This is a genomic window from Paraburkholderia sediminicola (assembly GCF_902859805.1).
In the GTDB taxonomy this organism is placed as follows: domain Bacteria; phylum Pseudomonadota; class Gammaproteobacteria; order Burkholderiales; family Burkholderiaceae; genus Paraburkholderia; species Paraburkholderia sediminicola.
The window spans coordinates 346,460-370,731 of sequence record NZ_CADIKC010000009.1 but is presented as its reverse complement, the minus strand read 5'-3'; the positions used below and the strand labels follow the sequence as shown (position 1 = coordinate 370,731).

The 24,272-nt window shown below is 63.1% G+C and carries 19 protein-coding genes; 12 read left to right on the top strand and 7 right to left on the bottom strand.

Features of this window, described 5'->3' with window-relative positions; genetic code table 11:
• Positions 1 to 39: 39 nt before the first annotated feature.
• Entirely contained in the window at positions 40 to 573 is a 534-nt protein-coding gene (locus tag R8871_RS28715; protein ID WP_175053500.1) for a GNAT family N-acetyltransferase, read from the bottom strand.
• Between the two features lie 309 nt (positions 574 to 882).
• Between R8871_RS28715 and R8871_RS28710 the strand changes: the two genes are divergently transcribed.
• From R8871_RS28710 to R8871_RS28665, 10 genes are all read left to right on the top strand, one after another.
• A complete protein-coding gene (locus tag R8871_RS28710; RefSeq protein WP_115782767.1) occupies positions 883 to 1,134 on the top strand; it encodes an acyl carrier protein in 252 nt (83 codons plus the stop codon).
• On the top strand, positions 1,131 to 2,429 hold the full coding sequence (locus R8871_RS28705; RefSeq protein WP_175053499.1) for an acyl-CoA dehydrogenase family protein: 1,299 nt from the start codon (positions 1,131 to 1,133) through the stop codon (positions 2,427 to 2,429). Before R8871_RS28710 ends, R8871_RS28705 begins: the two co-directional genes overlap by 4 nt.
• Before the next feature lies 1 nt (position 2,430).
• Positions 2,431 to 3,486, top strand: coding sequence for an amino acid--[acyl-carrier-protein] ligase (locus R8871_RS28700; protein ID WP_175053498.1), 1,056 nt, complete (start codon positions 2,431 to 2,433; stop codon positions 3,484 to 3,486).
• The gene (locus tag R8871_RS28695) at positions 3,483 to 4,544 is read left to right on the top strand and encodes a DUF1839 family protein (protein ID WP_175053497.1); all 1,062 of its coding nucleotides are present in this window, start codon (positions 3,483 to 3,485) and stop codon (positions 4,542 to 4,544) included. The genes R8871_RS28700 and R8871_RS28695 overlap by 4 nt, the downstream gene beginning before the upstream one ends.
• Positions 4,545 to 4,574: 30 nt before the next feature.
• Positions 4,575 to 7,199: a glycoside hydrolase family 2 protein gene (locus tag R8871_RS28690; RefSeq protein ID WP_175053496.1), complete on the top strand. Its 2,625-nt coding sequence runs from the start codon at positions 4,575 to 4,577 to the stop codon at positions 7,197 to 7,199.
• A gap of 630 nt (positions 7,200 to 7,829) precedes the next feature.
• The gene (locus tag R8871_RS28685) at positions 7,830 to 8,564 is read left to right on the top strand and encodes a Crp/Fnr family transcriptional regulator (RefSeq protein WP_097392256.1); all 735 of its coding nucleotides are present in this window, start codon (positions 7,830 to 7,832) and stop codon (positions 8,562 to 8,564) included.
• A gap of 45 nt (positions 8,565 to 8,609) precedes the next feature.
• Positions 8,610 to 9,995 (top strand): undecaprenyl-phosphate glucose phosphotransferase, encoded by a 1,386-nt coding sequence (locus tag R8871_RS28680; RefSeq protein ID WP_175053495.1) that lies wholly within the window; start codon positions 8,610 to 8,612, stop codon positions 9,993 to 9,995.
• A 2-nt stretch (positions 9,996 to 9,997) separates the two neighbouring features.
• Entirely contained in the window at positions 9,998 to 10,951 is a 954-nt protein-coding gene (locus tag R8871_RS28675; RefSeq protein WP_175053494.1) for a glycosyltransferase family 2 protein, read from the top strand.
• A gap of 37 nt (positions 10,952 to 10,988) precedes the next feature.
• Positions 10,989 to 12,182: a polysaccharide biosynthesis/export family protein gene (locus R8871_RS28670; protein WP_175053493.1), complete on the top strand. Its 1,194-nt coding sequence runs from the start codon at positions 10,989 to 10,991 to the stop codon at positions 12,180 to 12,182.
• A 23-nt stretch (positions 12,183 to 12,205) separates the two neighbouring features.
• Positions 12,206 to 14,593 carry a polysaccharide biosynthesis tyrosine autokinase gene (locus R8871_RS28665; RefSeq protein ID WP_175053492.1) on the top strand — a complete coding sequence of 796 codons (2,388 nt, stop codon included), beginning with the start codon at positions 12,206 to 12,208 and terminating at the stop codon, positions 14,591 to 14,593.
• A gap of 91 nt (positions 14,594 to 14,684) precedes the next feature.
• Here the strand turns inward: R8871_RS28665 and R8871_RS28660 are convergent, their stop codons facing one another.
• The 3 genes from R8871_RS28660 to R8871_RS28650 form a co-directional block, all read right to left on the bottom strand.
• Positions 14,685 to 15,107, bottom strand: a complete 423-nt coding sequence (locus R8871_RS28660) for a helix-turn-helix domain-containing protein (protein ID WP_175053491.1) — start codon at positions 15,105 to 15,107, stop codon at positions 14,685 to 14,687.
• Positions 15,104 to 15,403 (bottom strand): type II toxin-antitoxin system HigB family toxin, encoded by a 300-nt coding sequence (locus R8871_RS28655; protein ID WP_175053490.1) that lies wholly within the window; start codon positions 15,401 to 15,403, stop codon positions 15,104 to 15,106. Before R8871_RS28655 ends, R8871_RS28660 begins: the two co-directional genes overlap by 4 nt.
• Positions 15,404 to 15,622: 219 nt before the next feature.
• Positions 15,623 to 16,840, bottom strand: a complete 1,218-nt coding sequence (locus R8871_RS28650) for a glycosyltransferase family 4 protein (RefSeq protein WP_175053489.1) — start codon at positions 16,838 to 16,840, stop codon at positions 15,623 to 15,625.
• A gap of 176 nt (positions 16,841 to 17,016) precedes the next feature.
• Between R8871_RS28650 and R8871_RS28645 the strand changes: the two genes are divergently transcribed.
• Positions 17,017 to 18,315 carry a glycosyltransferase family 4 protein gene (locus R8871_RS28645; protein ID WP_175053488.1) on the top strand — a complete coding sequence of 433 codons (1,299 nt, stop codon included), beginning with the start codon at positions 17,017 to 17,019 and terminating at the stop codon, positions 18,313 to 18,315.
• Positions 18,316 to 18,392: 77 nt separating this feature from the next.
• Here the strand turns inward: R8871_RS28645 and rpiA are convergent, their stop codons facing one another.
• Positions 18,393 to 19,088 carry a ribose-5-phosphate isomerase RpiA gene (rpiA, locus tag R8871_RS28640; protein ID WP_175053487.1) on the bottom strand — a complete coding sequence of 232 codons (696 nt, stop codon included), beginning with the start codon at positions 19,086 to 19,088 and terminating at the stop codon, positions 18,393 to 18,395.
• Between the two features lie 295 nt (positions 19,089 to 19,383).
• Here rpiA and R8871_RS28635 point away from each other — a divergent pair, with 295 nt between their 5' ends.
• A complete protein-coding gene (locus R8871_RS28635) occupies positions 19,384 to 20,622 on the top strand; it encodes a glycosyltransferase family 4 protein (protein WP_175053486.1) in 1,239 nt (412 codons plus the stop codon).
• A gap of 61 nt (positions 20,623 to 20,683) precedes the next feature.
• On the opposite strand, the gene rlmB is transcribed toward R8871_RS28635, so the two are convergent.
• Positions 20,684 to 21,430, bottom strand: a complete 747-nt coding sequence (gene rlmB / locus R8871_RS28630; RefSeq protein WP_175053485.1) for a 23S rRNA (guanosine(2251)-2'-O)-methyltransferase RlmB — start codon at positions 21,428 to 21,430, stop codon at positions 20,684 to 20,686.
• Positions 21,431 to 21,628: 198 nt separating this feature from the next.
• Complete coding sequence (rnr, locus tag R8871_RS28625) at positions 21,629 to 24,145, bottom strand: ribonuclease R (RefSeq protein ID WP_175053484.1); 2,517 nt, start codon at positions 24,143 to 24,145, stop codon at positions 21,629 to 21,631.
• Positions 24,146 to 24,272: the final 127 nt, after the last annotated feature.

The following is a 24,272-nucleotide window of genomic DNA, read 5'->3' as shown; positions in this document are numbered from 1 at the left end:
CGGTCGTCTCCTGGTGTCGCTTGCCAGACGTGCGCATCGTCACAGCAACTCGAACGTGTTCACGAACGCAACCCCATCGCGTTCACGGCGCAGACTGCCGAACAGCGGCTGGCCGCCACGCGGCTGACGGGTGAGCCCGATAAACGGCTCGCCGTGTTCGAGATACGGGCCTTCCGTCTTGCGAAAGCCGAATTGCTCGTAAAAGCCGCGCAACCCGATCGGCGCCGTGACGTGCGCGGCACGGCCCGGCCAGTGTTCGGCGATCGCATGCAGCACCCGTTCGATCAGCAATCCGGCGGTGCCATCGCCACGCCGCAGCGGGCTGGTCAGCACCTTGTCGATGACGATTTCCGGATCTTCGGCGTCGCCTGGTTGCAGACGGGCATACGCCAGGATCGGCATGGGCCGCGACATGTCCTCGACCGCGAAGACATGCAACGACGTTTCGTCGTGGCCATCGGCGTCCAGATACACATGCGATTGTTCGACCACGAAGACCGCACTGCGCGCCCGCAATATCAGATACAACTCCCGCGCGGTGAGCTGTTCGAATTCCAGCGTTTTCCAGTTCATCACGTTCCCTAGCGATGTGTTTAACGACGCAGGCTTCGATGGGTCAGCCTTCGATGGGCCAACTCAACAGGCAGGCCCCGTTGTCTTGCATGGCTACACGGTACGTCCGCAAACCGCGTGGTTCCGTGCGGAATCGCACTGACGCTAGCCTTTCGCGATCCTTAAATACGAGGCAACGGAGCACGGCGGCGCTTGAGCCGGAGAACGACGGGCCCTTCACCCTTCAAGTGCGAGTTAAGCCACAGAGTCAAACAACAGAGTCAAGCGACAGTTAAGAACTATTTCGACCCACCAAGGGGGCACATCACTATGAAAAGCGCATTGCGACGCATCCTTTCCGAATCGGCACGTCTTGACGTTTCGCCCGATACCCTGGCCGACGACGCCGATCTATACGCAGCGGGCCTGTCCTCGCTCGCGACGGTGCATCTGATGCTGGCCATCGAAGACGAATTCGGCATCGAGATTCCGGACCGCATGCTGACGCGCCGGCTGTTCTCGAGCATCGATTCAATGGCCGCCGCGGTCACCGAGTTGCAACAGGCGAAGGCGGCAGCATGAACGCCCCGCTGCTGGACACGGCCGCGGTGGCGGCGCCGCTCGCCGACCCCGCTGCGGAACAGCCTGCCAGCGCAAGCGTCGTGCTGAGCGCGGTGGAAACCGAACCAGGCTGGCGCGCCGCGGCGCAGCGTTGCGCCGCCGTGGCCGCGCAGTTCGCCGATTCGGTGGACCGCGAAGCGCGCTTTCCCCACGAAGCATTCGAGGCGCTCAAGCGCGAACGGTTGTTGTCGGTGATGGTGCCGGCCGCGTTCGGCGGCGAAGGGCTCTCGCTCGCGGATATCGCTGCGATCTGCGAAACGCTTGCACAAGGCTGCGCTTCCACTGCGATGGTGTACGCGATGCACCAGATCCAGGTCGCCTGCATCGAGGCGTATGGCAGCGAGTCGGCATGGCACAGGCAGTTGCTCGCGCAACTGGTTGAACATCAATGGCTGCTGGCTTCGGCGACCTCTGAGGAAACCATCGGCGGCAACATGCGCACCAGCGCCTGCTCAGTCGAACTCGATGGAGAGCACGGCCAGCAGCGCTTTCGCATCGAAAAGCTCGCACCGACGATCTCATACGGCGCGCACGCCGACGGCATTCTGGTCACCGCGCGCCGCACCGCCGAGTCGGCCGCGGCCGACCAGGTGCTGATCGTCGCGTTACGCGAAGAAACGCAGCTGGAAAAGCGCGGCGGCTGGGATTCGATGGGCATGCGCGGCACCTGCAGCGAGGGCTTCCGGCTCGTCGCCACAGGTCTCGCCGAGCAGATCCTGCCGACGCCCTTCGCCGATATCGCGGATCAGACCATGCTGCCGGTCTCGCACACGCTGTGGGCTTCGGTATGGACCGGCGTGGCCAGCGACGCGGTGAATCGCGCGAAAGCCTTCTTTCGTGCGCAAGCCCGCTCGAAGCCCGGCTCGATTCCACCGGCCGGTTTGCGCCTCGCCGAAGCGGTCGGCCTGCTGCAGATGATGCAGGCGCGCCTGTCGGTCGCGCTCGAAGCGGCGCGCACCGCCCATCATGCGAAACACGGCGGCTGCCAGGCCGACGCGCCGCTCTCGGCGATGCTCGGTTTCGCTTCCGACATGAACACGCTGAAGACCAGCATCTCGACCACCGCGCTGCAGGTCGTGCAGGAAGTGCTGATGATCTGCGGCATGGCGGGCTACAAGAACGGCACGGAATACAGCGTGGGACGGCATCTGCGCGACCTTTACTCCGCGCCGCTAATGATCAATAACGACCGCATTGCGCAGAACACGGCGAGCCTGTTGCTCGCACAACGTCCTGCCGCCCCGGGGAGAGCCTGACATGAACACGATGACCGATACCGCCGCGCTGGCCACTGCAGCGCCGGAATCCACTGCGCCGACTTTCCGCGACGAACTGCTGGCCGCCGGCCTCCTGATCGATACCGGTGAAAACGGCCTGTACGGCCGCAGCCAGGTTTTCGAAGACGTGGTGGACCGTCTGAACGTAGCGATCACGCATCTCGGCGCGGACCAGCAGCCCGAAGTGCTGCGCTTTCCGCCCGCCATGCGCCGCACCGATTTCGAAGACAGCGAGTATCTGAAGAGCTTCCCGAACCTCGCCGGCACGATCCACTCGTTCTGCGGCAACGACATGGGCCACCAGCGTCTGTTGCGCGCACTCGACGACGCGATGACCGAAAGCGACGACGATCGCAGCGACGAATGGATGGCGCAGCAGAAACCGACCCGCGTGGTCCTCACGCCGGCCGCCTGCTATCCGATCTATCCGGTGATGGCGCGGCGCGGCCCGCTGCCCGCAGACGGCCGCACTATCGACGTGCTGTCGTATTGCTTCCGCCATGAACCTTCGCTCGATCCCGGCCGTATGCAGATGTTCCGGCAGCGCGAATACGTACGCCTCGGCAGCGCCGAACAGGTGATGGCATTCCGGCAGATGTGGGTCGAACGCGGCTCGCTGCTGATTACGCTGCTGCAACTGCCGGTGGAAGTGGATCTCGCCAACGATCCGTTCTTCGGCCGCGGCGGCAAGATCGTCGCCGATAGTCAGCGTGCCCAGGCGCTCAAGTTCGAACTGCTGATTCCGGTCGCCGATCCGCGCGGCAAGACCGCCTGCCTCTCGTTCAACTATCACATGGAGCACTTCGGCGCGATCTGGAAGATCGAGTGCGAAGACGGTGCGGTAGCGCACACGGGCTGCGTCGGCTTTGGCATGGAGCGCATCACGCTGGCGCTATTCCGCCATCACGGGCTCGACGTCAACGCATGGCCGGACGACGTGCGCGCGCTGCTGTGGGGCGACACGGAGGCGCGCGTGGCGCAAGGCATACAGTCGGCATCCACGGTGGTGGAACAGGGTGCTGGAGACAGCGCATGAATCCATCCCTGATCCCCGCGCCGAAGGGCGTCTCGTCCGCCTTTGCGTTGCCCCGCCGGCTCGACCTGCCGGCTCAGGGCAGCACGAGCGCGCCTGCCACGCCGCTGCGCCAGCATGCGCCGCACGCGCTGCATCAGGGCGAGCGCGTCTGGCAGGAGACCAACTGCTACGTCGACCTGTGGATCGAACTGCTGCACGGCTTCGGACTCGATCCGCGCGCCGCGTTCGGCTTTACCGTCACGCAGGACTTCGAAGGCGATCAGTTCACCTTCTTCAAATTTCCGCTCGAAGACCTCGAGCGGCTGTACGGCACCCAGGTGCAGGAACTGGCGATCTACGACTCGCTCGAAGCCCGCGTGCTCGCGCAGACTTTGCGCGGCCACACCGTGCTGGTGGAAGTGGACGGCTATTATCTGCCGAATACACGCGCCACGTCGTATCGGCGTGAGCATCCGAAAACCACGGTGGGGATCGACTTCATCGATCCGCCGGCGCGCCGCCTCGGCTATTTCCACAACACCGGCTATCACCTGCTGGACGGTGAAGACTACGACGGCGTGTTCCGCAAGCTGCCGCAATTCGCGCAGCAGCCGGATCTGCTGTTTCCGTATGTTGAATTCGCCAAGCAGGCGCGGCCCGCGCTGGAAGGCACGGCGCTCGCCGAAGCCTCGGCGGAATTGTTGTGCGCGCATCTAGCCAGGCGGCCGCTGACCAATCCGATCTCGCAGTGGCGCGCCGCGTTTCCCGCACATCTCGATACGCTGCTCGAACGCGGCGAGGCGTTCTTTCATCCCTACTCGTTCAACCTGATGCGGCAGCTCGGCGCGAACTTCGAATTTCTTTCGAAGTATCTGTTGTGGCTTTCCGCGCAAGGTTTCGACATGCCGGCATCGATCCCGGAGGCGGCGCAGCGTATCGCGTCGGAGTCGATGGTGATGCAGTTCAGGCTCGTGCGGGCGATCACGCGCGGACGCCGCGATTCGTGTGAAGACTGCTTCGACGTTCTCGAAAGCGCCTATGAAAAGACGCTGCCGCCACTTGCCGCGCTTGTGCTGTAACGAGCTCGTTTCGAGCTTCAGGAAATCGCCGTGGATGTGCTGACGAATGACCTGGTACCGGATGCAGGCGGCTCGCGTCCGGCGACCTTTGCCAAGACGCCGGAGGCCGCCGAAGTTGATGCCGCTGCCTGCGCTATCACGGCGCTTGCCTCACCTGAGGGCCTCTGGCCACAGCAACTCGACACAGGCTGGCAGTGCGTCAGCACGCCGGCCGGTGCATGCGTCTGCCCCACCGACTTGCCCGCGCAGGGCTGGCTCGCCGCACAGGTGCCCGGTACGGTGGCGAGCGCGCGCCGTGCCGCGGGCCTGCTGGACGCCGTCAATCCGCCGCCGCTTGCCTTCGATGACCACTGGTACAAGCTCACGCTGACAGGCACAGGCAAACGCCGCTTGCGCCTGCACGGCCTCGCCACGCTCGCCGAAGTCTGGATCGACGGCATCAGACGCATTGAGTCCGATTCGATGTTCGTCGCGCACGATCTCGACATCGAACTGCACGGCAGCGCGACACTCGCGCTGTGCTTTCGCTCGCTGACCCCGGCGCTGGCGGCCAAACGCTCACGCGCGCGCTGGCGGCCGCGTCTTGTCACGCCGTCCACTTTGCGTAACGTGCGCACCACGCTGCTTGGCCATATGCCGGGATGGTGTCCATCGGTGCAGGCCGTCGGTCCATGGCGGCCGATTGAAATGTTGAGCGACGCGCCGCACGCCTTCGACACGATTGATCTGACAAGCCGTCTCGAAGACGACGACGGCGTTGTTTCGATAACGCTACATTTCGTGCATCCGCATGACGTCGACGCGTGCGTCGCAAAGTTAAATTGCGGCAGTTGTGTTTCGTCTTTGCAATGGAGTGATGCATATACACTGACCGGCAGTGTGCGTGTACCGCATGCCGAACGCTGGTGGCCCCACACGCATGGCGAGCCCACCCTATATCCTCTGACGTTGCAGCTTGATGACGAAGACGCGATATCCCACTCATTGGGATCTGTCGGCTTTCGCAGCATCGAAGTGGATCGCGGCGCGGACGGCATGGGCTTCGCATTGCGCGTAAATGGCACGGCGGTGTTCTGCCGTGGCGCCTGCTGGACCAGCGCGGATCTCGTCACGCTGACCGGCACCGAGGCTCAGCTGCGCCACACTTTCGCACTCGCTCGCGATGCCGGCATGAACATGCTGCGGGTAGGCGGCACGATGGTGTACGAGTCCGACGCGTTTTACGCACTGGCTGACGCGTACGGCCTCCTCATCTGGCAAGACTTCGCGCTGGCGAATTTCGACTACCCGACCGATGCCGCCTTTACGGCTTCCATCGAGCGCGAAGCAACGCAATTTCTGACCCGCACACGGCGCTTCGCCTCGCTCGCGGTGTTGTGCGGCGGCAGTGAAGTCGACCAGCAGGCGGCCATGTTCGGCCTGCCCGCTTCGATGCGCACGCAACCACTGTTTACCGAACAGCTGCCCGCCATCGCCGCCCGCGAGCGGCCGGATGTACCGTATGTGAGCAACTCGCCCTCGGGTGGCGCGTGGCCGTTTTCGACTAACGAAGGCATCACGCACTACTACGGAGTTGGCGCCTATCAACGCCCGCTCGACGACGTGCGCCGCGCGCAGGTCCGCTTCGCCGCCGAATGCCTCGCCTTCGCCAACGTGCCCGACGACGCCACCTTGCACGAAGCACTCGGCACGATCCATCTGCACGATCCGCGCTGGAAACGAGCCGTGCCGCGCGACCCCGGCGCCGGCTGGGACTTCGACGATGTACGCGACCATTATCTGCAGACGCTCTACGGCATCGAGCCGGCGCAGTTGCGTTACGAAGACCCTGAGCGCTACCTGGATCTGTCGCGCGCGGTGGTCGCCGACCTGATGAGCGACGTGTTCGCCGAATGGCGGCGCGCCGGCTCGACGTGCGGCGGCGCACTGGTCTGGCAGCTTCAGGATCTGCGCCCGGGCGCAGGCTGGGGCTTGATCGACGCCACAGGACGGCCTAAAAGCGCCCTGCACGGCCTCGCGCGGACGCTGCAACCCATCCAGATGGTCATGACCGACGAAGGCCTCAACGGCCTCGATATTCATCTGTTGAACGAACGTGCCGAACCTTTGCACGCCCAGCTGGATCTGGTCTGCCTGCGCGAAGGCAGCGTCAAGGTCGCGTCGGCCAGCCACGCGGTCGAACTGGCGCCGCACAGCGCGCAGCGTATCGGCGCGGCAGCGCACCTTGGCCAGTTCTTCGATTTCACGCACGCCTACCGCTTCGGGCCGCGCGCCCACGACGTCACGATTGCGACACTGCGCGATCCGGCGAGCGGCAGGATCGTGTCAGAAGCGGTTCATCTGCCGGAGCGGCGCGCCCGCGAACGATACGACCTCGGTCTGACGGTGCGCGTCGAGCGTAGCGCCGACGGCTGGCAACTGATTATCGAAGCGAAGCGCTTTGCGCGCTTCGTTCATATCATTGACACGCATTACCGCGCCGCGCACGACTGGTTTCATCTGCCGCCTAACCGCCCCTGCGTCGTGCCGCTCGTCCCCGTTGAAAAACTCGTTGCGCACGCATCTAACGCGGCGTTTAAAGCTGATGCAACATGTCTGGCGCCCGCAGGCGAAGTCCGCGCGATCAATGCGATATCCGCCATCCTCTACGGTTGATTGTCGTCGCTGCACTAGCCGCTCCTTCGCAAGGCGCGCAGAACCTCGCGCTGCGCGAATCCATCTGTCTGGTCTGCTGAATCACTGTTGGTTTTTTTGCGACGTTCTGGTCTGCAAAAAAGGCGTTGCGTACGCCACCGTACGCAACACATGGAACACATCTGAATCAAATCCGGCACAACCCGGACGGCCCCCGATAACGCACACACAAAGGCTGGTTCATCCGTGAGACAGCCCCCGCAAAGGGGCGCCCATCAGCCGCCAACCCAATCCCATCAAGGACTTGGCTCGAATAAAAATGCCCCTCACCGGGGTCGTGCGTTAAGCGGGCGTTGTACAGAATTGAAACAAAAAGCCACTTTTGGCTCCCCGCGCTGCTCGGGGTTTCTTCGCTGCGCCGCACCAGCACTCGTTTTCCCCAAGGTTGGCACGCTCCTCGCTAAAGAGAGAGCGCAACACTGCGGCGCCGTGACGAGATCTACAAGAACGGCGGCGGCGCATCAGGCCAATACGGGGCCGTACCTGTTCATCCATCGCTGCTCGCCAGGCGGCACGTCGTTCATTCAAGGATGCAGGCATCGGATCAAAAACACGAGGTCGCGCTGCGCGCGGCTTCAGCGAGGACCGATCATGTTGACACTTCAATCAGATCTGCACGGCAACCATTTGCTCGGCGCGTTGCCGTCCCACGAATGGCAAGCACTTGCCCCTCATCTCGAACTGGTTCATCTGCGCACCGAGCAACTGCTGTGCGACTCAGGTCAACGGATCCATCACGTCTACTTCCCGACCACTGCAATCATCTCGATGCTCTCGACGATGGAAGACGGCAGCTCGGTCGAAATCGCCGCGGTCGGCCGCGAAGGCATGACCGGCGTGCCGGTGCTCACGGGCGGCGAAACCATGCCGAACCGCGTGCAGGTGCAATGCGCCGGCTTCGCTTACCGGATGAGCGCACAAGCGCTCAAGCAGCAATTCGCACGCTCGGACTTCCTGCGCCGCCTGATGCTGCTGTACATGCACGCCCTCCTCACGCAGGTCGCGCAGACCGCCGCCTGCAATCGCCACCATGCGCTGAACAAGCAACTGTGCCGCTGGCTGCTGATCGAAGTGGACCGTGTGGCATCGAATGATCTGACGGTTACCCAGCAACTGATCGCTGACATGCTCGGCGTGCGCCGCGAAGGCATCACCGAAGCAGCCGGCAAGTTGCACGACGAAGGCCTGATTCATCACAGCCGCGGCCACATCAGGATCCTCGACCGCAAAGGTCTCGAAGCGCGCGCCTGCGAATGCTACGGCCTCGTCAAGCGGGAATTCGACCGCCTGCTGCCGCGTCTGCGTCAGGCTGAAACTGTCGAGTAAGCAGTCAACAGAAGGCTGCATTGTTCGATTACGGGGTAGATCATCATGTTCAGGAATACTGCGCGATGTCTCGACGCACTCTTTGTGATTGCGGGCGGGCTGCTCGCTCACGGGATGCGCTTTTCAACGCCGATTGCGTTGTCGGACACCGAGCGCCTGCTGATCGCCTTCAACTGCGTGCTCGTGCTGCTGATGTTTCCCGGCTTCGGCGTCTATGAAACGTGGCGCGGCAAGGCGCTGCCTTCGATGCTGTTGAGAGTTGCCGCCGCGTGGCTGGTGGTGGTCGCCACCGCCCTCGTGCTGGCCTTCACCTTGCACCGCATGGATGCCGTTTCGCGGCTGTGGTTCGGCTACTCGACGCTGATCTCCGGCGCCCTGATCATTCTTACCAAGTGCCTCGTGCATGTTGGCCTGCGCAGCGTGCGCCGGCGCGGCATGAACTTCCGCACGGTCGCGATCGTCGGCGCACCCGGTTTTTCGCGCACGCTGCTCGCGCATCTGGACCGTGCGCCGCAAGCCGGCTTCAAGCCCGTCTGCGTCTTCGATACCAGTATCGAAGCGGCCGGCACGTACGGCGCGCGTCTCAATCGCCTGCCGGTGCTGACCGATCTGAAAGCGTTCGCCGCCAAGGTGCGCGAAGAGCATGTGAACGAAGTGTGGCTCGCTCTGCCGCTCTCGGAAGAACACACAATCTATCGCTTCACGCGTACGTTCAAACATGACTTCGTGAACCTGCGCTTCATCCCCGATGTCCGCAGCCTCTCGCTGTTCAACCACGCGCTAGTCGATGTCGTCGGTTTACCGACGCTCAACCTGAACGCCACGCCTATCTCCTCGCCGCAGATGTGGCCCAAGCTGATCTTCGACCGCCTGTTCGCCGCGGCCGCGCTGCTCGCGCTCGCGCCCGTGTTTGTCGCGCTCGCGATCGGCATCAAGCTGAGCTCGCCCGGACCGGTGTTCTTCCGCCAGACCCGTAAAGGCGTGGATGGCCAGCCGTTCGCGATCTACAAGTTCCGCTCGATGACGGTGCACCACGAAGCGCACGGCCAGGTCACACAGGCCGCGCGCAACGACGCGCGCATCACGAAACTCGGCGGCTTCATGCGCCGCACCAGTCTCGACGAACTGCCGCAATTCCTGAACGTGCTGCTCGGCCAGATGTCGGTGGTCGGCCCGCGTCCTCATGCGGTCGAACACGACGATCTCTACAAGGATCAGGTGTACGGCTATATGAACCGCTACCGGATCAAGCCGGGCATTACCGGCTGGGCACAGGTGAACGGCTATCGCGGCGCCACCACCAAGGTTGAAAAGATGGAGACGCGCGTGAAGTTCGATCTCTTCTACATCCATAACTGGTCGTTCTGGTTCGACATGAAGATCGTGTTCATCACGATTTTCAAGGGTTTCGTCGGGCGAAACGCATTCTGATCATGCCATTCCGGAAACCGTCCCTGAAAGTCTCCGTGATCGTGCCGACGTACCGGCGCACCGCCGATCTCGCACGCTGCCTCGCGGCGCTCGACGCACAGGAGCGCCGCGCCGACGAAGTGATCGTGATCGCACGTCACGACGACTACGCGACGCTCGACTGGCTGCGCACGAGCGAAGCGAACCGGCCGGACCCGCGCCGCTGGATCGTGCTGGTGCACAAGCCGGGCGTGGTCGCCGCCTACAACCTCGGCATCGACAGCGCCAGCGGCGACGTGCTCTGCTTTACCGACGACGACGCCGCGCCGCATTCCGACTGGATCGCGCGGATCGCCCGCGCGTTCGGAAACGATCCGGCACTCGGCGGCCTTGGCGGACGCGACATCGTGCATGAACGCAATGGCATCCTGCAGGGGCAGAAGCCGTGCGTCGGCCTCGTGCGCTGGTATGGCCGCACTATCGGGAATCATCACATTGGCCATGGCGCCGCACGTGAAGTGCAGGTGCTCAAGGGCGTCAACATGGCGTTTCGCCGCGAGGCGATCGGCACCGTGCGTTTTGATGAGCGCTTGCGCGGCACCGGCGCGCAGGTGCATTGCGAAATGGGCTTCAGCCTCGACGTAAAACGGCGCGGCTGGACTTTGATCTACGACCCGTCACTACTGGTCGATCACTTTCCGGCCCAGCGCAGCGACGAAGACCAGCGCTTCACATTTAACGACGCCGCTTTCTATAACGCGTCATTCAATCTCCGACTCATCATGTGCGAATACCTGACGCCACCCGGCCGATGGGCGTTCGTCGTTTACTCGACGCTGATCGGCAATCGTGCGGACCCGGGGTTCCTGCGCGCATTGTCGCTGGCATTCGAGCGCGGCGGCGTGGCACTCGCGCTTCGCAAATGGAGAGTGGGTTTACGCGCAATGCGCGGGGCATGGCAGGAGGCGGCGCGCTGACCGAACAGTGCGCTGCTTCACGCGAGGGACCACCAAAATGACTATCAAAACAATTGCCGCAGGGCTCGCGGCCACAACGCTATGCGCCTGTTCATTGGCGCCGGGCCCCTATCTGGACACCAAACGTCTGGAGCAGCCCGCTCCGCCTGAGCAAACTGCCGAGAAGTTTCCGGTGCACACGATCGACGTCGGCTATTTTCGCCAGCAACGCGCAGCCGCGGTACCGGCCGCCTGCCCGTTGTCCTGCCTCACGCCTCAGACGCGCGGAGCTTACGACTACCGGCTCGGCATCGGCGACCAGTTGAACATCATCGTCTGGGATCACCCGGAACTGACCGGCGGCACACTTGGCGGCGTGCCGCCACTGCCGAGCGTCAGCGGCAGCGCAACACCTTCGCCGGGTCCTACGCAGACACAGGGGGCGACACCGGTCTCACCGACGCTGTCAGGCGGCGGCGAAGGCGGGCTGACCGTGCGCGTCGCCAACAACGGCACGATCTTTTTCCCGCGCGTGGGCCGCATCAAGGTGCTCGGCATGACCGCCCAGCAGGTTCAGGATTCGCTCACGCGGGGCCTCGCGAGGACGATTCGTAATCCTCAGCTCGACGTGCGCGTCTCGGGTTTCAACAGCCAGTCGGTGCAGGTGACCGGCAATCTGCGCACGCCCTCCTCCGAAGCGATTACCGATGCGCCGCTCACCGTGCTCGATGCGATCAATCGCGCGGGCGGTGCGCTGCCCGATGCGGATCTGCAGAACGTCGGCGTGACCCGCAACGGCAAGCGTTATACGGTCGATGTCGCCGCACTGCTCGAAACCGGCGATCCGCAACAGAACGTACTGCTGAAAGACGGCGACATCATCGACGTGCCGGACCGTTCGAACAGCCGCGTTTTCGTACTCGGCGAAGTGAACAAGCCGACCTCGCTGCCGATGAACCGTGGCCGCCTGACGCTCGCCGATGCGCTCACCGGCGCCGGCAGCCTCGACGTCAAAACCGGCGACCCGCGCTTTGTGTACGTGGTACGCGGCGCCGACAAGACGCTCACGCCTGACGTCTATCAGCTCGACATGACGCAGGTCGACGCCTTGATGCTGATGACCAAATTCGAATTACAGCCGAAGGATGTGGTGTACGTGCAGGTCTCGAATGCAGCACGCTTTAACCGCGCACTCGAACAGATCACGCCGACCCTGCAGACCTTGTTCTACACGGTGCAGTTGTCCAGATAAAACGCTCGCGACGGAGTATCACTATGAGTACGTACGACATGCTGGACCAAGGGCCGGCGCCAGGCGGCGACGAGGACGCAGTACTGCGCGACCTGCTGCGCATCGTCATCGATCAGATCTGGTGGGTGATCGGCATCGCAGGCTGCATCATCCTGGCCGCGGTGGTCTATAGCAAGATTGCTACGCCGATCTATTCCGCCGACGCGTTGCTTCAGGTCGACCCGCAGACCGGTAACGGCACGCCGAGTCAGGTTGCGCTGTCGCTCATGCCGTCTGTGGGCCCCATGCACACCGACGCGGAAATCGAAATCATCAAGAGCCGCGCAGTCGTGGAGCCGGTGGTCGAGCAGTTCAAGCTGAACTTCAGTGTGGCGCCGAAGACCATGCCGGTACTCGGCAAGATCTCGTCTTTCTTCGCGCGTCCGGGCCATCCGCTTGGCGCGGCGTTCGGCATGACTTCGTATGCCTGGGGCGGCGAGCAATTCGCGGTCAATTCGATCACGGTGCCGAAGTCGCTCGAAGGCGCGCAACTGACACTGCACGCGCTCGACTACGGCCGCTATGAACTGACCGACGCGTTCGGTCAACACATCCTGACCGGCGTGGCCGGCCAGGAAGCCAGCGGCAGCGGCGTGACGCTGCTCGTCACGACGCTGGTGGCGCGCCCGGGCACGGAGTTCTACGTCACGCGCTTCAACCAGCTGGACGCCGTGGCGGGACTCTCCTCCGGTCTCCAGGTCAGCGAGAAAGGCCGTGAAACCGGTGTGGTGCAACTGTCATACATGGGCACCGATCCGCACGCAATCACGGCGATCACCAATGCGGTGGCCGCGTCGTATCTGAAGCAGCGCACCGACCGCGCCCAGGAAGAAGCGAGCCGCATGCTGAGCTTTCTGAACAGCGAACTGCCGCATCTGCGATCTGAAGTGAAAAAGGCCGAAACCGCGCTTTCGGAATACCAGTCGAAAGTCGGTTCGTTCCAGCCGACCCAGGAAGCCGGGGTCTACCTCGCCGGCGGTCTGGACTACGAAAAGCAGATTGCGTCGCTGCGTATCATGCGTGCGCAATTGCTGCAACGCTTCACCGCAGAGAGCCCGGAAGTGCTGCAGATCGACTCGCAAATAGCGGCAATGATGCGGGAAAAAGCGCGTTTCGAAGATCACTTCACCACGCTGCCGAGTTCCGAACGAAACGCCCTCGCCTTGCAGCGCGATGCGAAGGTCGCCGAGGAAATCTACGTGGCGTTGCTGAACAAAACCCAGGAGCTGTCGATTTCGCGTGCCGGAACGATCGGCAACGTGCATATCATCGATGAGGCGTTGCTGCCGTCATCGCCGGTGCGGCCGAAGTCGGCGTTGATCATTTCGGCCGGCACGGTACTCGGTGTCATCGCCGGCATCCTGTTCGCGTTCTGCCGCCGCACGTTCTTTACCGGCGTGGCCGACCCCGAGTTCGTCGAGCGGCGCTTCCAGTTGCCGATCTTCGGCTCGATCGCCTTCAGCCCGGAACAGGCGCGTAGCGACCGGCAGTTGACTGCCGCGCGCGCCGCGGCTCTGCCTAGTCCGAAGTCGACGCCGACCGAAGTGTCGGCGCGGGCGTCGGCCAGGACGCGAATACTTCGGTCCGGTTCGGCGGCGGGTCGCCAGGACAAAGTGCAAGTCGGCACGCAAACGGTCGTTGCGTCGGGCAAGATACCCATGCGGCCGCTGCTGGTGAAGACCCATCCGTACGACTCGACAGTGGAGAGCCTGCGCGGATTGCGCGCGACGCTGGAGTTCGGCCTGGTCGACGCGCCCAACCGCATCGTGGCGATAACAAGCCCGGCGCCCTCGGACGGCAAAAGCTTTCTATGCGCGAATCTGGCGGCACTGATTGCGGAATCGGGCAAACGCGTGCTGCTGATCGACGCCGATCTGCGGCGCGGCCGCCTTGCGCAGTATCTCGGCCGCTCGCCCAATGGCGGCCTGACCGAACTGCTGACCGGTCAGGTCGATCTTGAAGTCGCGGCTCGCGCCACGGGCGTAGATGGCTTGCACTTCATCGCGACGGGCGCTTATCCGCCGAATCCATCCGAGATTCTGACGTCGTTGCGCTTCGGCGAAATTCTCGCCCGCTTTGAGCAGGAGTTCGATCTGGTGATCGTCGATACGCCGCCGCTGCTGGCGGTGGCCGACGCGGCGGTGATTGCGCATATTGCCGGATCTACGGTGCTGGTCATGCGCTCCGGCGCTCACACAGAAAGCCACGTGGCCGAGGCGCTGAAGAAGCTGCGGCGCGCGCGGGCGCGGGTGGTGGGCGGCGTGATGAATGCGGTGCCGCTCAAGAGCCACAACAGAAACGGCACGTACGACTACGCGTATGCGTACACCTACTCCGCCGGCGATCCGCTCGATAGCCACGAATCAAAATAGATCGGGTTATAAGCGGTAACGCGAAAGGGCTGCGCCGGATCGAGGCGCAGCCCTTTTTTATGAAGCACGGCTGACGCCGCGCCGCGTCCGCTTACAGAAACGCGCTGACGTCGGTATGAAAACGCACGGCCAGCGCCTTCGCCACCTTTTTGCTGATGGCGCGCCGGCCCGCGAGAATATCGCTCACCACGGTGGGCGACGCGATACCGATCAGGTCCTTCTGCTTGAGCCCGTGCGTTTCCAGCAGATGCCGCAACACCTCGCGCGGCTCCGCTTTCGGGATCGTCACGTTGTTCACTTCCCAGCTTTCGATCAGGTCCGTGACGATCGCAAACAGATCGGCCAGCGGATCCTCCTCGTTACCGTTCAGATGATCGGCGAGCGCGTTGGCGAGCCGCACCATCTTCTGATAGTCCTGCTCGTTGCGAATGGGCGTGATCGGCAACTGGGTTTGCAAGGCGGCCCAGATTTGAGCGATGTCGGGAAAGGCTCCCGGAAGGCGATCGGCATTCATGAGTTTAGATTCTTCCTCGTCCAAAGGTCGTACTCCGTATGCGTCAATACGTGACGAACGAACAACGACTGCCTGTTGTAGTGAATCGCCGCGATGATCCTGAACCGGTTGCCGCCCACATTGAAAACAGTGTATTGCGGCGGCACGTAGTCCGCGCCCGCGAACGTCTGCTTCAGGTCGTTATAGCCATACGCGAGGCAAGCCTGCGCCAGTGAGTACCACGTCAACAACGCACTGCGCGCCTCCGGATGTCTCTTTATGAAGTCCAGCAAAGCCTTCTTTGAAATGACCCGCATCGTATTTCCTCGCATGTACGCGCGCTGAACAAGCACGCCCTACCTGCGAGGCTAAAGGGACGGGATCAACACCGATAGTCATCTGGATGGCATAGGCCGAACAGCTAACTATGGCTTACTGCGGTACGACGAAGTCATTTTATTCGCATATTGTGAAGTTCGCAATATGCGAATAAAGAGATAATCTGTCGCGCTGCATGGCACGCGAGCGCGCCCGCGTCAGCGCCCCCAACTGCTTCCTTGCGCGCGTTCGCCAGGCCAGGCGAGATCCTCGGTGGCCAGATCGGGCTCGACGCGCTCTGCCGCCGCGACCCGCAGACGCCAACCCGATGCCGCGATCGTGCGCGTCACTTCGGCCATGAAGGCACGCCGGAAAACCGCTGCGGAAAAACGTTCCGCGTTCGCGCGGCACGCCGCCGGCGTGATCTGTTCTTTCTGCCGCTCGAAGCGGTCGATCGCGTCGAGCATCGACACGACCGTTTGGCGTGCGAAATACACGCCGGTAGGTTGCGCCTCGCCGATCGGCACCACCGTTTCGAGCGCCCCGCCCTTGCCGAATGCAATGACCGGCGTGCCGCATGCCTGCGCTTCAAGCGCGACGATGCCGAAGTCTTCCTCGGCGGCGAACACGAAGGCGCGCGCGCGTTGCAGATGATCCTTGAGAACCTTGAACGGCTGATAGCCGAGGATCGTCACATTCGGACCGGCCTTGGCGCGAATCGCCGCCATCTCCGGTCCGTCGCCGATCACGATCAGCTTGCGGTGCGGCGTCGCGTTGAAGGTTTCGACAATCAGATCAATGCGCTTATAAGGCACCATGCGCGAGGCGGTCAGATAGAAGTCTTCCTTGTGCGTGCACAATTCGAATTTGTGCACGTCGACAGGAGGCGGAATCACCGCGGCATCACGCCGGTAAGTTTTCATCACGCGCCGCGCGACAAATTGCGAATTCGCAATCAGACGATCGACGCTGTTCGCCGAGTGCGAATCCCAGCCGCGCAGGTAATGAAGCAACGCACGTACGAGCCATGACTTCGGTCCGCGCGTCAGATTCGCTTCGCGCAAATACTGGTGCTGCAGATCCCACGCGTAGCGCATCGGCGAATGCACGTAGCTCACATGCGTCTGATCAGGGCCAACCAATACGCCCTTGGCGACTGCATAGGAGCTCGTAATGACGAGGTCGTAACCCGAGAGATCGAACTGCTCGACCGCGAGGGGCATCAACGGCAGATACGCGCGATAGTGGCGCCTTGCAAACGGCAGGTTCTGGATGAACGACGTAGTGACAGGTTTGCCGCCGACCGGCCTGCGGTCTTCGAGGAAATCGACGAGGCTGAAGAGATCGGCATCGGGAAAGCACTCGATGATCTGTTCGAGCACCTTCTCGGCGCCGCCAGGTGCGACGAGCCAGTCGTGCACGATCGCCACTTTCATGATCTCCCCGCCTATTGATTAACTGCCCATGGCCATAGCAACGAGTGTAAGTGCCGCATCATTTGCCGTGCGTGCGTATGCCCACATTCGACGCGCGACAGTCCGCGAATAATAAAGACTCGCTATTCGCCTATTGCGAACGGCGAGTCCGATCACTTCGCCCGACTTTGCACTTTATGCGCCCGACGATCGACGCTACGCCTCTCGCCCATTCCTTGCCGCTGCCTCAGCCGGCCCTGATCGATCCATCTGCCGCGCCGGCGTCATCGGCATCTGTATCGGCGGCAGGCCCGGCAACCCTATCGCCGATCATGCCGAGCGTGCCGAGCGTGCTATTCGTCGACCAGAGCGGCCAACTCGGCGGCGCTGAATTCGCGCTCCTGCAGCTGGCCGGCAGTTGCACCGCACGCAGCGAAGTCCTGCTCCTTTCCGACGGCCCATTTCGCGCGCGCCTCGAAGCGCACGGTGCACGCGTGCAGGTGATAAACGACGCACGCGTAGCGGGCATCGCCCGACAAGCGTCCGGGTTGAACTGTCTGCGCGTTGTACCCGGCATCCTGCGCCAGGTCCGCGCAATCGCGGCGCACGCGCGAACCTTCGACGTGCTGTTTCTCAACACACAAAAAGCGCTCGTGCTCGGCGCGCTCGGCAAGCTGCTGCATCGCAAACCGGTGATCTGGTATCAGCATGACATCCTCACGCGCGAACATTTCGGACGCGTGCAGTTAAGCGTCATCAAGTGGCTGGTGCGCTTCGCGGTTGACCACGTGGTTGCGAATTCGCAGGCATCAAAGCGCTCGCTGATTGCGCTGACGGGCATCGCGGCTGACTCGGTGCCGGTCATCTACAACGGGATCGACGCCGACGCGTTCAAACGCATCGACGGCAGCGACATGGCCGCGCTGCGCCGGCAACTGGGTCTGCCCGAGCATGCGTGGCTTGCTGGTCTGTTCGGCCGTCTCGCGCCGTGGAAAGGTCAGCACATTGCGCTCGAGGCAATGGCGCGGCTGCCCGGCGTACACCTGGTGCTGGTCGGTGCACCGCTATTCGGAGAGGACGCGTACGCGCAACGCCTGCATGAGCAGGCCGAGGCACTGGGCGTTGCGGATCGCGTGCACTTCGCGGGCTTTCAGGACGACGTGCCCGCGTGGATGAAAGCGATGGACGTGGTCTTGCACACGTCAACGGAGCCGGAGCCGTTCGGGCGGGTGATCGTTGAAGGCATGGCGGCAGCGCGCCCGGTGATTGCAGCGGCCGCAGGTGGCGTGACCGAGATCGTGCGGCATCAGCGCAATGGCTGGCTCGTGAAACCGGGGGACGTGGCAGCACTGGCCGATGCGATCGGCGCATTGCGTACCGATCCGGCCATGGCGCAGCGCCTCGCGGATCAGGCGCTGGTCGATGCGCAAACCGAGTTTTCAGTCGATCAGTATTTGCAACGGATGATGCAAGCGATTGGGCGCGCCGCGCGCTGATGCTGGTCGACGTTTGGTCAATACAGCAGAACGAGCCCGCTTAAGCAGGCTCGCGTCCGGCTGCTTTACTGCGATGATCAGCTCTTGCTGTATTCGATCGTCTCGACGCCCGTATCCGTGCCGAGCATGCACAGATTCGCGCCGCGGCCCGCGAACAGGCCCACCGTCACCACGCCCGGCCATGCGTTGATGTGCATTTCCAGCGTGCGCGGGTCGCTGATGCGCAGACCCTTGACGTCGATAATCTCGTTGCCGTTATCGGTAATGAACGGCACACCTTCTTTGGTCACACGCACCACCGGCACGCCGCCGAGCGCCGTCACGCGGCGGCCGATTGCCGTGCGCGCCATCGGCACGACTTCGATCGGCAGCGGGAAGTTGCCGAGCGTGTCAACCAGCTTGCTCGCATCGGCGATGCAGACGAATACGTCCGACACCGACGCGACGATTTTCTCGCGCGTCAGCGCGCCGCCGCCGCCCTTGATCATCGCGCCGCTGTGGTCGATTTCGTCGGCGCCGTCCACATACACCGGCAGCGAATCGATTTCGTTCAGGTCGAGCACCTTGAAGCCGTGCGATTGCAAACGCGCGGTGGTGGCGAGCGAGCTCGACACGGCGCCGCGATAACGGGTCTTGCTGGCGGCCAGCGCGTCGATGAAACAGTTCGCGGTGGAGCCGGTGCCGACGCCGATCACGGAGCCTTCCGGCACGTTGGCGTTCACATAGTCGGCGGCGGCCTGGCCGACCAGTTGCTTGAGTTCGTCTTGGGTCATGGGGAATGCAGGCGAGCTGTAAAAAACGACAAGTTTACCGGAGTGGCGCCGCCAGGCTGGATTTATCGGGCGGATTCGCTGAAAAAAACCACTGCGTTCCCATTGAGCGATCCGTGTTCACGACCCCGCAACCTGTCAATCGCCCCACGCCCAGCCAGCCAGTGTAAGGGTCATGTCAGTCACAGTGCGTACGCACGGCCACACTGAACATGTGACAGTCCGCGAATAATGAGGGCACAACGGTCGCACCTTGTTGACCGCACCATAAAACTCATTTCGCTATCCTACACGCCCGATGATGAATGCCTCCGAACTCACCAGTCACTTTCCACTCGCCCAACCCGCGCAAACAGAGACGGCCACGCAGGACATTCCTGAAGCGCCCACCGTGCTGTTCGTCGACCAGAGCGGTCAGCTCGGCGGCGCCGAATTTTCGTTGCTACCGCTCGCGTCCGCATGTACCGCTCGCGGCAAGGTCGTGCTGCTTTCCGAAGGCCCGTTTCGCGGACGGCTCGAAGCGTTGGGCGTACGTGTGCAGGTGATCAACGAGGCGCGCGTCTCGGGTATCAATCGCGACGCGATGCAGCTCAACTGGCTGCGCGCACTGCCGGGAATCTGGCGGCAGGTGCACGCGATCGCCGAGCAGGCGAGACAATTCGACGTGCTGTTTCTCAACACGCAGAAGGCACTCGTACTCGGCGCGCTCGGCAAACCGCTGCATCGCAAACGCGTGATCTGGCATTTGCACGACATCATGTCGCGCGAACACTTCGGGCGCGTGCAACTGTTTATCGTGAAGTGGCTCGTGCGGCATGCAGTCGATCATGTGGTCGCCAATTCACGGGCGTCGGCGAATTCGCTGATCGCGCTCACCGGTCTCTCCGCCGACGCGGTGCCGGTCGTCCACAACGGCATCGATGCCAGTGAATTCAGTCAAATCGACGCCAGCGACATGACCATGCTGCGCCGCCGCCTCGGTCTCCCGGAGAAGGCCTGGCTCGCCGGTTTGTTTGGGCGTCTCGCGCCGTGGAAAGGACAGCACATTGCACTCGCCGCGCTGGCGCGCATGCCGGACGTACACCTTGTGCTCGTCGGCGCCGCGCTGTTCGGTGAAGACGCCTATGCGCAGAGTCTGCATCGCCAGGCCGAGCAGCTCGGCATAGAAGACCGTGTCCATTTCGCCGGCTTCCGTGACGATATGCCGACGTGGATGAAAGCGATGGATGTGATCCTGCATACGTCGACGGAACCCGAACCGTTCGGGCGCGTGATCATCGAAGGCATGGCGGCTGCGAGGCCCGTCGTCGCGGCATCAGCGGGCGGCGTCACCGAAATCCTGCGGCATCGCAAGAACGGCTGGCTCGTGAAGCCCGGCGACGTGCAGGGCTTTGTCGATGCGGTTGAAACGCTGCGCGCGGCGCCGGAGTTTGCCCAGCGTCTCGCCGACCAGGCGTTCGCCGATGCGCAGTGCAACTTCTCGCTCGACGGCTATCTGAAGCAGATGACGCTCGCCATCGCTCACACGGCGCGCTGACGGGTCGGGGATTCGAAGGCGGAGCGGGCGTGCAGCGCCCTACTTCCGCTTTATTTCCGCTTTACTTCTTCTTCACCGAGCGCTGACGCACTGCTTCGAACAGACAAACACCGCTCGCCACGGACACGTTCAGGCTCTCGACTGTACCCGCCATCGGAATCTGCATGACCACGTCGCAGGTATCGCGCGTGAGGCGGCGCATGCCCTCGCCTTCGGCGCCCATCACCAGTGCGACCGGACCGTCGAGTTCGGTCTCGTAGAGGCTCTTGGTGGCCTCGCCGGCGGTACCGACCACCCACACGCCGGCGTCCTTCAACTCACGCAGCGCGCGCGCCAGATTCGTGACGGTGATGTACGGCACGGTGTCGGCCGCGCCGCTCGCCACTTTTGCAGCTGTCGCGTTCAAGCCCACCGCGCGGTCACGCGGCGCGATCACCGCGTGCGCGCCGGCCGCATCGGCCACGCGCAGGCAGGCGCCGAGGTTGTGCGGATCGGTCACGCCGTCCAGCACGAGAATCAACGCCGAACCGTTGATGCCGTCGAGCAGCTCGGCCAGATTCTGCGCGAGCGGCATATCGCCCGCACGCGCCACCACGCCCTGGTGCCGCTCGGTATGCGAGAGGCCCCACAGACGCGTTTCGTCGGCGGCGATCAGACGCACTCCGGCTTCTTTCGCCGCGTGCAGGAACTCGGTCATGCGACGGTCTTTGCGCGTGGCGTCGTAATAAACCTCTTCGACCGTCGACGCATCGTGCCGCATACGTGCGGTCACTGCGTGGAAACCGTATAGAACCTTGAGACGTGACATGACTGACAAACCTTTGATTGAGCGCGCCCTGAAAGCGCGCTGCTGTGATGAATACGAGCCTGCTTACTTTGATGCCTGAGTAGCGTGTCTTGCTACCTGGTGTCTCGCTACCTGGCTTGATTGCGATGAAACGAAGACCGCGCGCAACCGGTACGTTCGAACGTACCCGATGCGCGCGGTTCAAGCCGTCAAACGACTTCAGCGCTTCTTGCGGGCCTGCGGTTTCGAAGCCGACTTGGCCGGCGCGCCGCCATGTTTCTTCGCTGCACCGCGTGCCGCGCGCGCTTCCTTGACGGCCGCGGTTTGCGCCGGCGCGGCCTTCTTGCGCCGTCCGCCTGGCGCTGCTGCGCCACCTGCACCGTTATCCACCGGCGGCAACGAGCGCACGCGTGCACCGCCGCTTTCGCCGGATGTCTTGTCGGCGAGAGCCGGACGACTTGCCGGCGGCTTGATCGGCGTATCGCGCACGAGGCGGAAGTCGATCTTGCGCGCATCGAGGTCGACGCGGCTCACCTGCACCCGCACCCGATCCGACAGACGATAACGAATCCCGGTGCGCTCGCCGCGCAATTCGTTCTTGATCTCGTCGTACTGGAAGTAATCCGAACCCAGTTCGGTGACGTGCACGAGGCCTTCGATAAAGAGCGAATCGAGTTGCACGAAAATGCCGAACGACGTTACGCCGTTCACCATGCCGCCATACTCTTCACCCAGCTTGTCGCGCATGAAGTAGCACTTGAGCCACGCTTCCACGTCGCGCGACGCTTCATCTGCGCGGCGTTCGTTCGCCGAGCAATGCAGACCGAGTTCTTCCCAGATCGCCACGTCTTTCGACTTGTTGCGAACGCCGTGTTTTTCTTCGTCGGCCTGCTGCATTGCGCGGGCACGCGGCGACAGCGCCGTGTTCAACTCGACGCCTTGCGGCGGCTCCGGCTGATACTTGCGGCCTTGCAGAATTGCGTAGATCGCGCGGTGCGTGAGCAGGTCCGGATAGCGGCGAATCGGGCTCGTGAAGTGCGCATAGGCCTCGTACGCGAGACCGAAGTGGCCGATGTTGTCCGGACTGTAGACAGCCTGTTGCATCGAGCGCAGCAACATGGTCTGCAACATCTGCGCGTCCGGCCGCTCGCGAATCTGCGCCATCAGCGCGGCGTAATCGCTGGCGTGCGGCTTGTCGCCACCGGCGAGCGAAAGGCCCATACCGCGCAGGAACGTGCGCAGATTCTCGAGCTTTTCGGCGGTCGGCCCGGCGTGCACGCGGAACAGACCCGGGTGCTTGTTGCGCTTGAGGAAGTCGGCCGCGCAGACGTTCGCGGCCAGCATGCATTCCTCGATCAGCTTGTGTGCGTCGTTGCGGGTGCGCGGAATGATCTGTTCAATCTTGCCCTGCGCATTGCAGACGATGTACGTCTCGGTCGTATCGAAGTCGATCGCACCGCGCTTCTGGCGCGCGGCGAACAGCGACTTGTAGACGCCATACAGATTCTGCAGTTGCGGCAGCAAGGCGGCGCGACGCGCGGCCTCCGGGCCCTTGGTGTTTTTCAGCACCGCGGCCACTTCCGTATAGGTGAGCCGCGCCGCCGAGTGCATTACGCCCGGATAGAACTGATACGCCTTCACTTCGCCACGCGCGGTGACGATCATGTCGCACACCAGCACGCAACGGTCGACGTTCGGGTTCAGCGAGCACAAACCGTTCGACAGCTTTTCCGGCAGCATCGGAATCACGCGGCGCGGGAAGTACACCGAGGTGCTGCGCTCGAGCGCGTCCGCGTCGAGGCCGCTCTTCGGATGCACGTAATGCGAGACGTCCGCAATCGCGACGATCAGGCGGAAGCCTTCGCCACGGCCGACCTGAACCGGCTCGCAATAGACCGCGTCGTCGAAGTCGCGGGCATCTTCACCGTCGATCGTGACGAGCGGCACGTCGCGCAGATCGATGCGATGACGCGCGTCGACCGGACGGACTTCGTCGGGCAGCCTGGCCGCTTCGTCGAGCGCGGACTGGCTGAATTCGTGCGGCACGCCGTACTTGCGCACCGCGATTTCGATTTCCATGCCGGGGTCGTCGATATCGCCGAGCACTTCCACCACGCGGCCGAGCGGCTGCGAGTGACGGCTCGGGAAATCAGTGAGTTCGACCACCACCACCTGGCCGACCTTGGCCTTCTTGGTGTTCTGCGCGATCAGGATGTCATGGCCGATGCGCTTGTCTTCAGGCGCGACGATCAGCGCGCCGTTCTCGTTGAGCAGACGGCCGATCACGCGCTTGTTGGCGCGGTCCGTGACTTCGACGATATGCCCTTCCGGCCGGCCACGGCGGTCATAGCCGACAATGCGCGCGAGCACGCGATCGTTGTGCATGACCTTCTGCATTTCGCCGGTGGGCAGGAACAGATCGTCCTGACCGTCGTCGCGAATCAGAAAACCGTAGCCGTCACGATGACCCTGCACGCGGCCCGCGACGAAGTTCGACGGATGGGTCAGCTGATAGAGATTGCGCTGATCGAGCCGGATCTGGCCGTCGCGCTCCATGGCGCCTAGGCGCTTGAAAAATCCTTCGCGCTCCTGGCGCTTGATCGACAGGGCTTCGGCGATGTCGTTCGCGGCAAGCGGCGCTTCACTCGTGCGCAGGACGCCCAGGATTTCTTCGCGGCTCGGGATCGGATACGGGAATTTGCTCAAGGGCTTGTCGATGATTTTTTCTCGTTGCATGGACGTCGGTCGGCGATGTGGCTGGGCTTAAGAGGCGCTTGGGTAGCGCTTAAGTTGCACTTGCGATTGCACTGGAATGACTGCTCGGGTCCGGCTCGTTCAAGTCTGAGTCCGACGGGCGTGTGCA

Coding starts and splice junctions, on each gene's coding strand:
- R8871_RS28715 (WP_175053500.1), bottom strand. CDS start 573: ATGAACTGGAAAACGCTGGAATTCGAACAGCTCACCGCGCGGGAGTTG.
- R8871_RS28710 (WP_115782767.1), top strand. CDS start 883: ATGAAAAGCGCATTGCGACGCATCCTTTCCGAATCGGCACGTCTTGAC.
- R8871_RS28705 (WP_175053499.1), top strand. CDS start 1,131: ATGAACGCCCCGCTGCTGGACACGGCCGCGGTGGCGGCGCCGCTCGCC.
- R8871_RS28700 (WP_175053498.1), top strand. CDS start 2,431: ATGAACACGATGACCGATACCGCCGCGCTGGCCACTGCAGCGCCGGAA.
- R8871_RS28695 (WP_175053497.1), top strand. CDS start 3,483: ATGAATCCATCCCTGATCCCCGCGCCGAAGGGCGTCTCGTCCGCCTTT.
- R8871_RS28685 (WP_097392256.1), top strand. CDS start 7,830: ATGTTGACACTTCAATCAGATCTGCACGGCAACCATTTGCTCGGCGCG.
- R8871_RS28680 (WP_175053495.1), top strand. CDS start 8,610: ATGTTCAGGAATACTGCGCGATGTCTCGACGCACTCTTTGTGATTGCG.
- R8871_RS28675 (WP_175053494.1), top strand. CDS start 9,998: ATGCCATTCCGGAAACCGTCCCTGAAAGTCTCCGTGATCGTGCCGACG.
- R8871_RS28670 (WP_175053493.1), top strand. CDS start 10,989: ATGACTATCAAAACAATTGCCGCAGGGCTCGCGGCCACAACGCTATGC.
- R8871_RS28665 (WP_175053492.1), top strand. CDS start 12,206: ATGAGTACGTACGACATGCTGGACCAAGGGCCGGCGCCAGGCGGCGAC.
- R8871_RS28660 (WP_175053491.1), bottom strand. CDS start 15,107: ATGAATGCCGATCGCCTTCCGGGAGCCTTTCCCGACATCGCTCAAATC.
- R8871_RS28655 (WP_175053490.1), bottom strand. CDS start 15,403: ATGCGGGTCATTTCAAAGAAGGCTTTGCTGGACTTCATAAAGAGACAT.
- R8871_RS28650 (WP_175053489.1), bottom strand. CDS start 16,840: ATGAAAGTGGCGATCGTGCACGACTGGCTCGTCGCACCTGGCGGCGCC.
- R8871_RS28645 (WP_175053488.1), top strand. CDS start 17,017: ATGCGCCCGACGATCGACGCTACGCCTCTCGCCCATTCCTTGCCGCTG.
- rpiA (WP_175053487.1), bottom strand. CDS start 19,088: ATGACCCAAGACGAACTCAAGCAACTGGTCGGCCAGGCCGCCGCCGAC.
- R8871_RS28635 (WP_175053486.1), top strand. CDS start 19,384: ATGATGAATGCCTCCGAACTCACCAGTCACTTTCCACTCGCCCAACCC.
- rlmB (WP_175053485.1), bottom strand. CDS start 21,430: ATGTCACGTCTCAAGGTTCTATACGGTTTCCACGCAGTGACCGCACGT.
- rnr (WP_175053484.1), bottom strand. CDS start 24,145: ATGCAACGAGAAAAAATCATCGACAAGCCCTTGAGCAAATTCCCGTAT.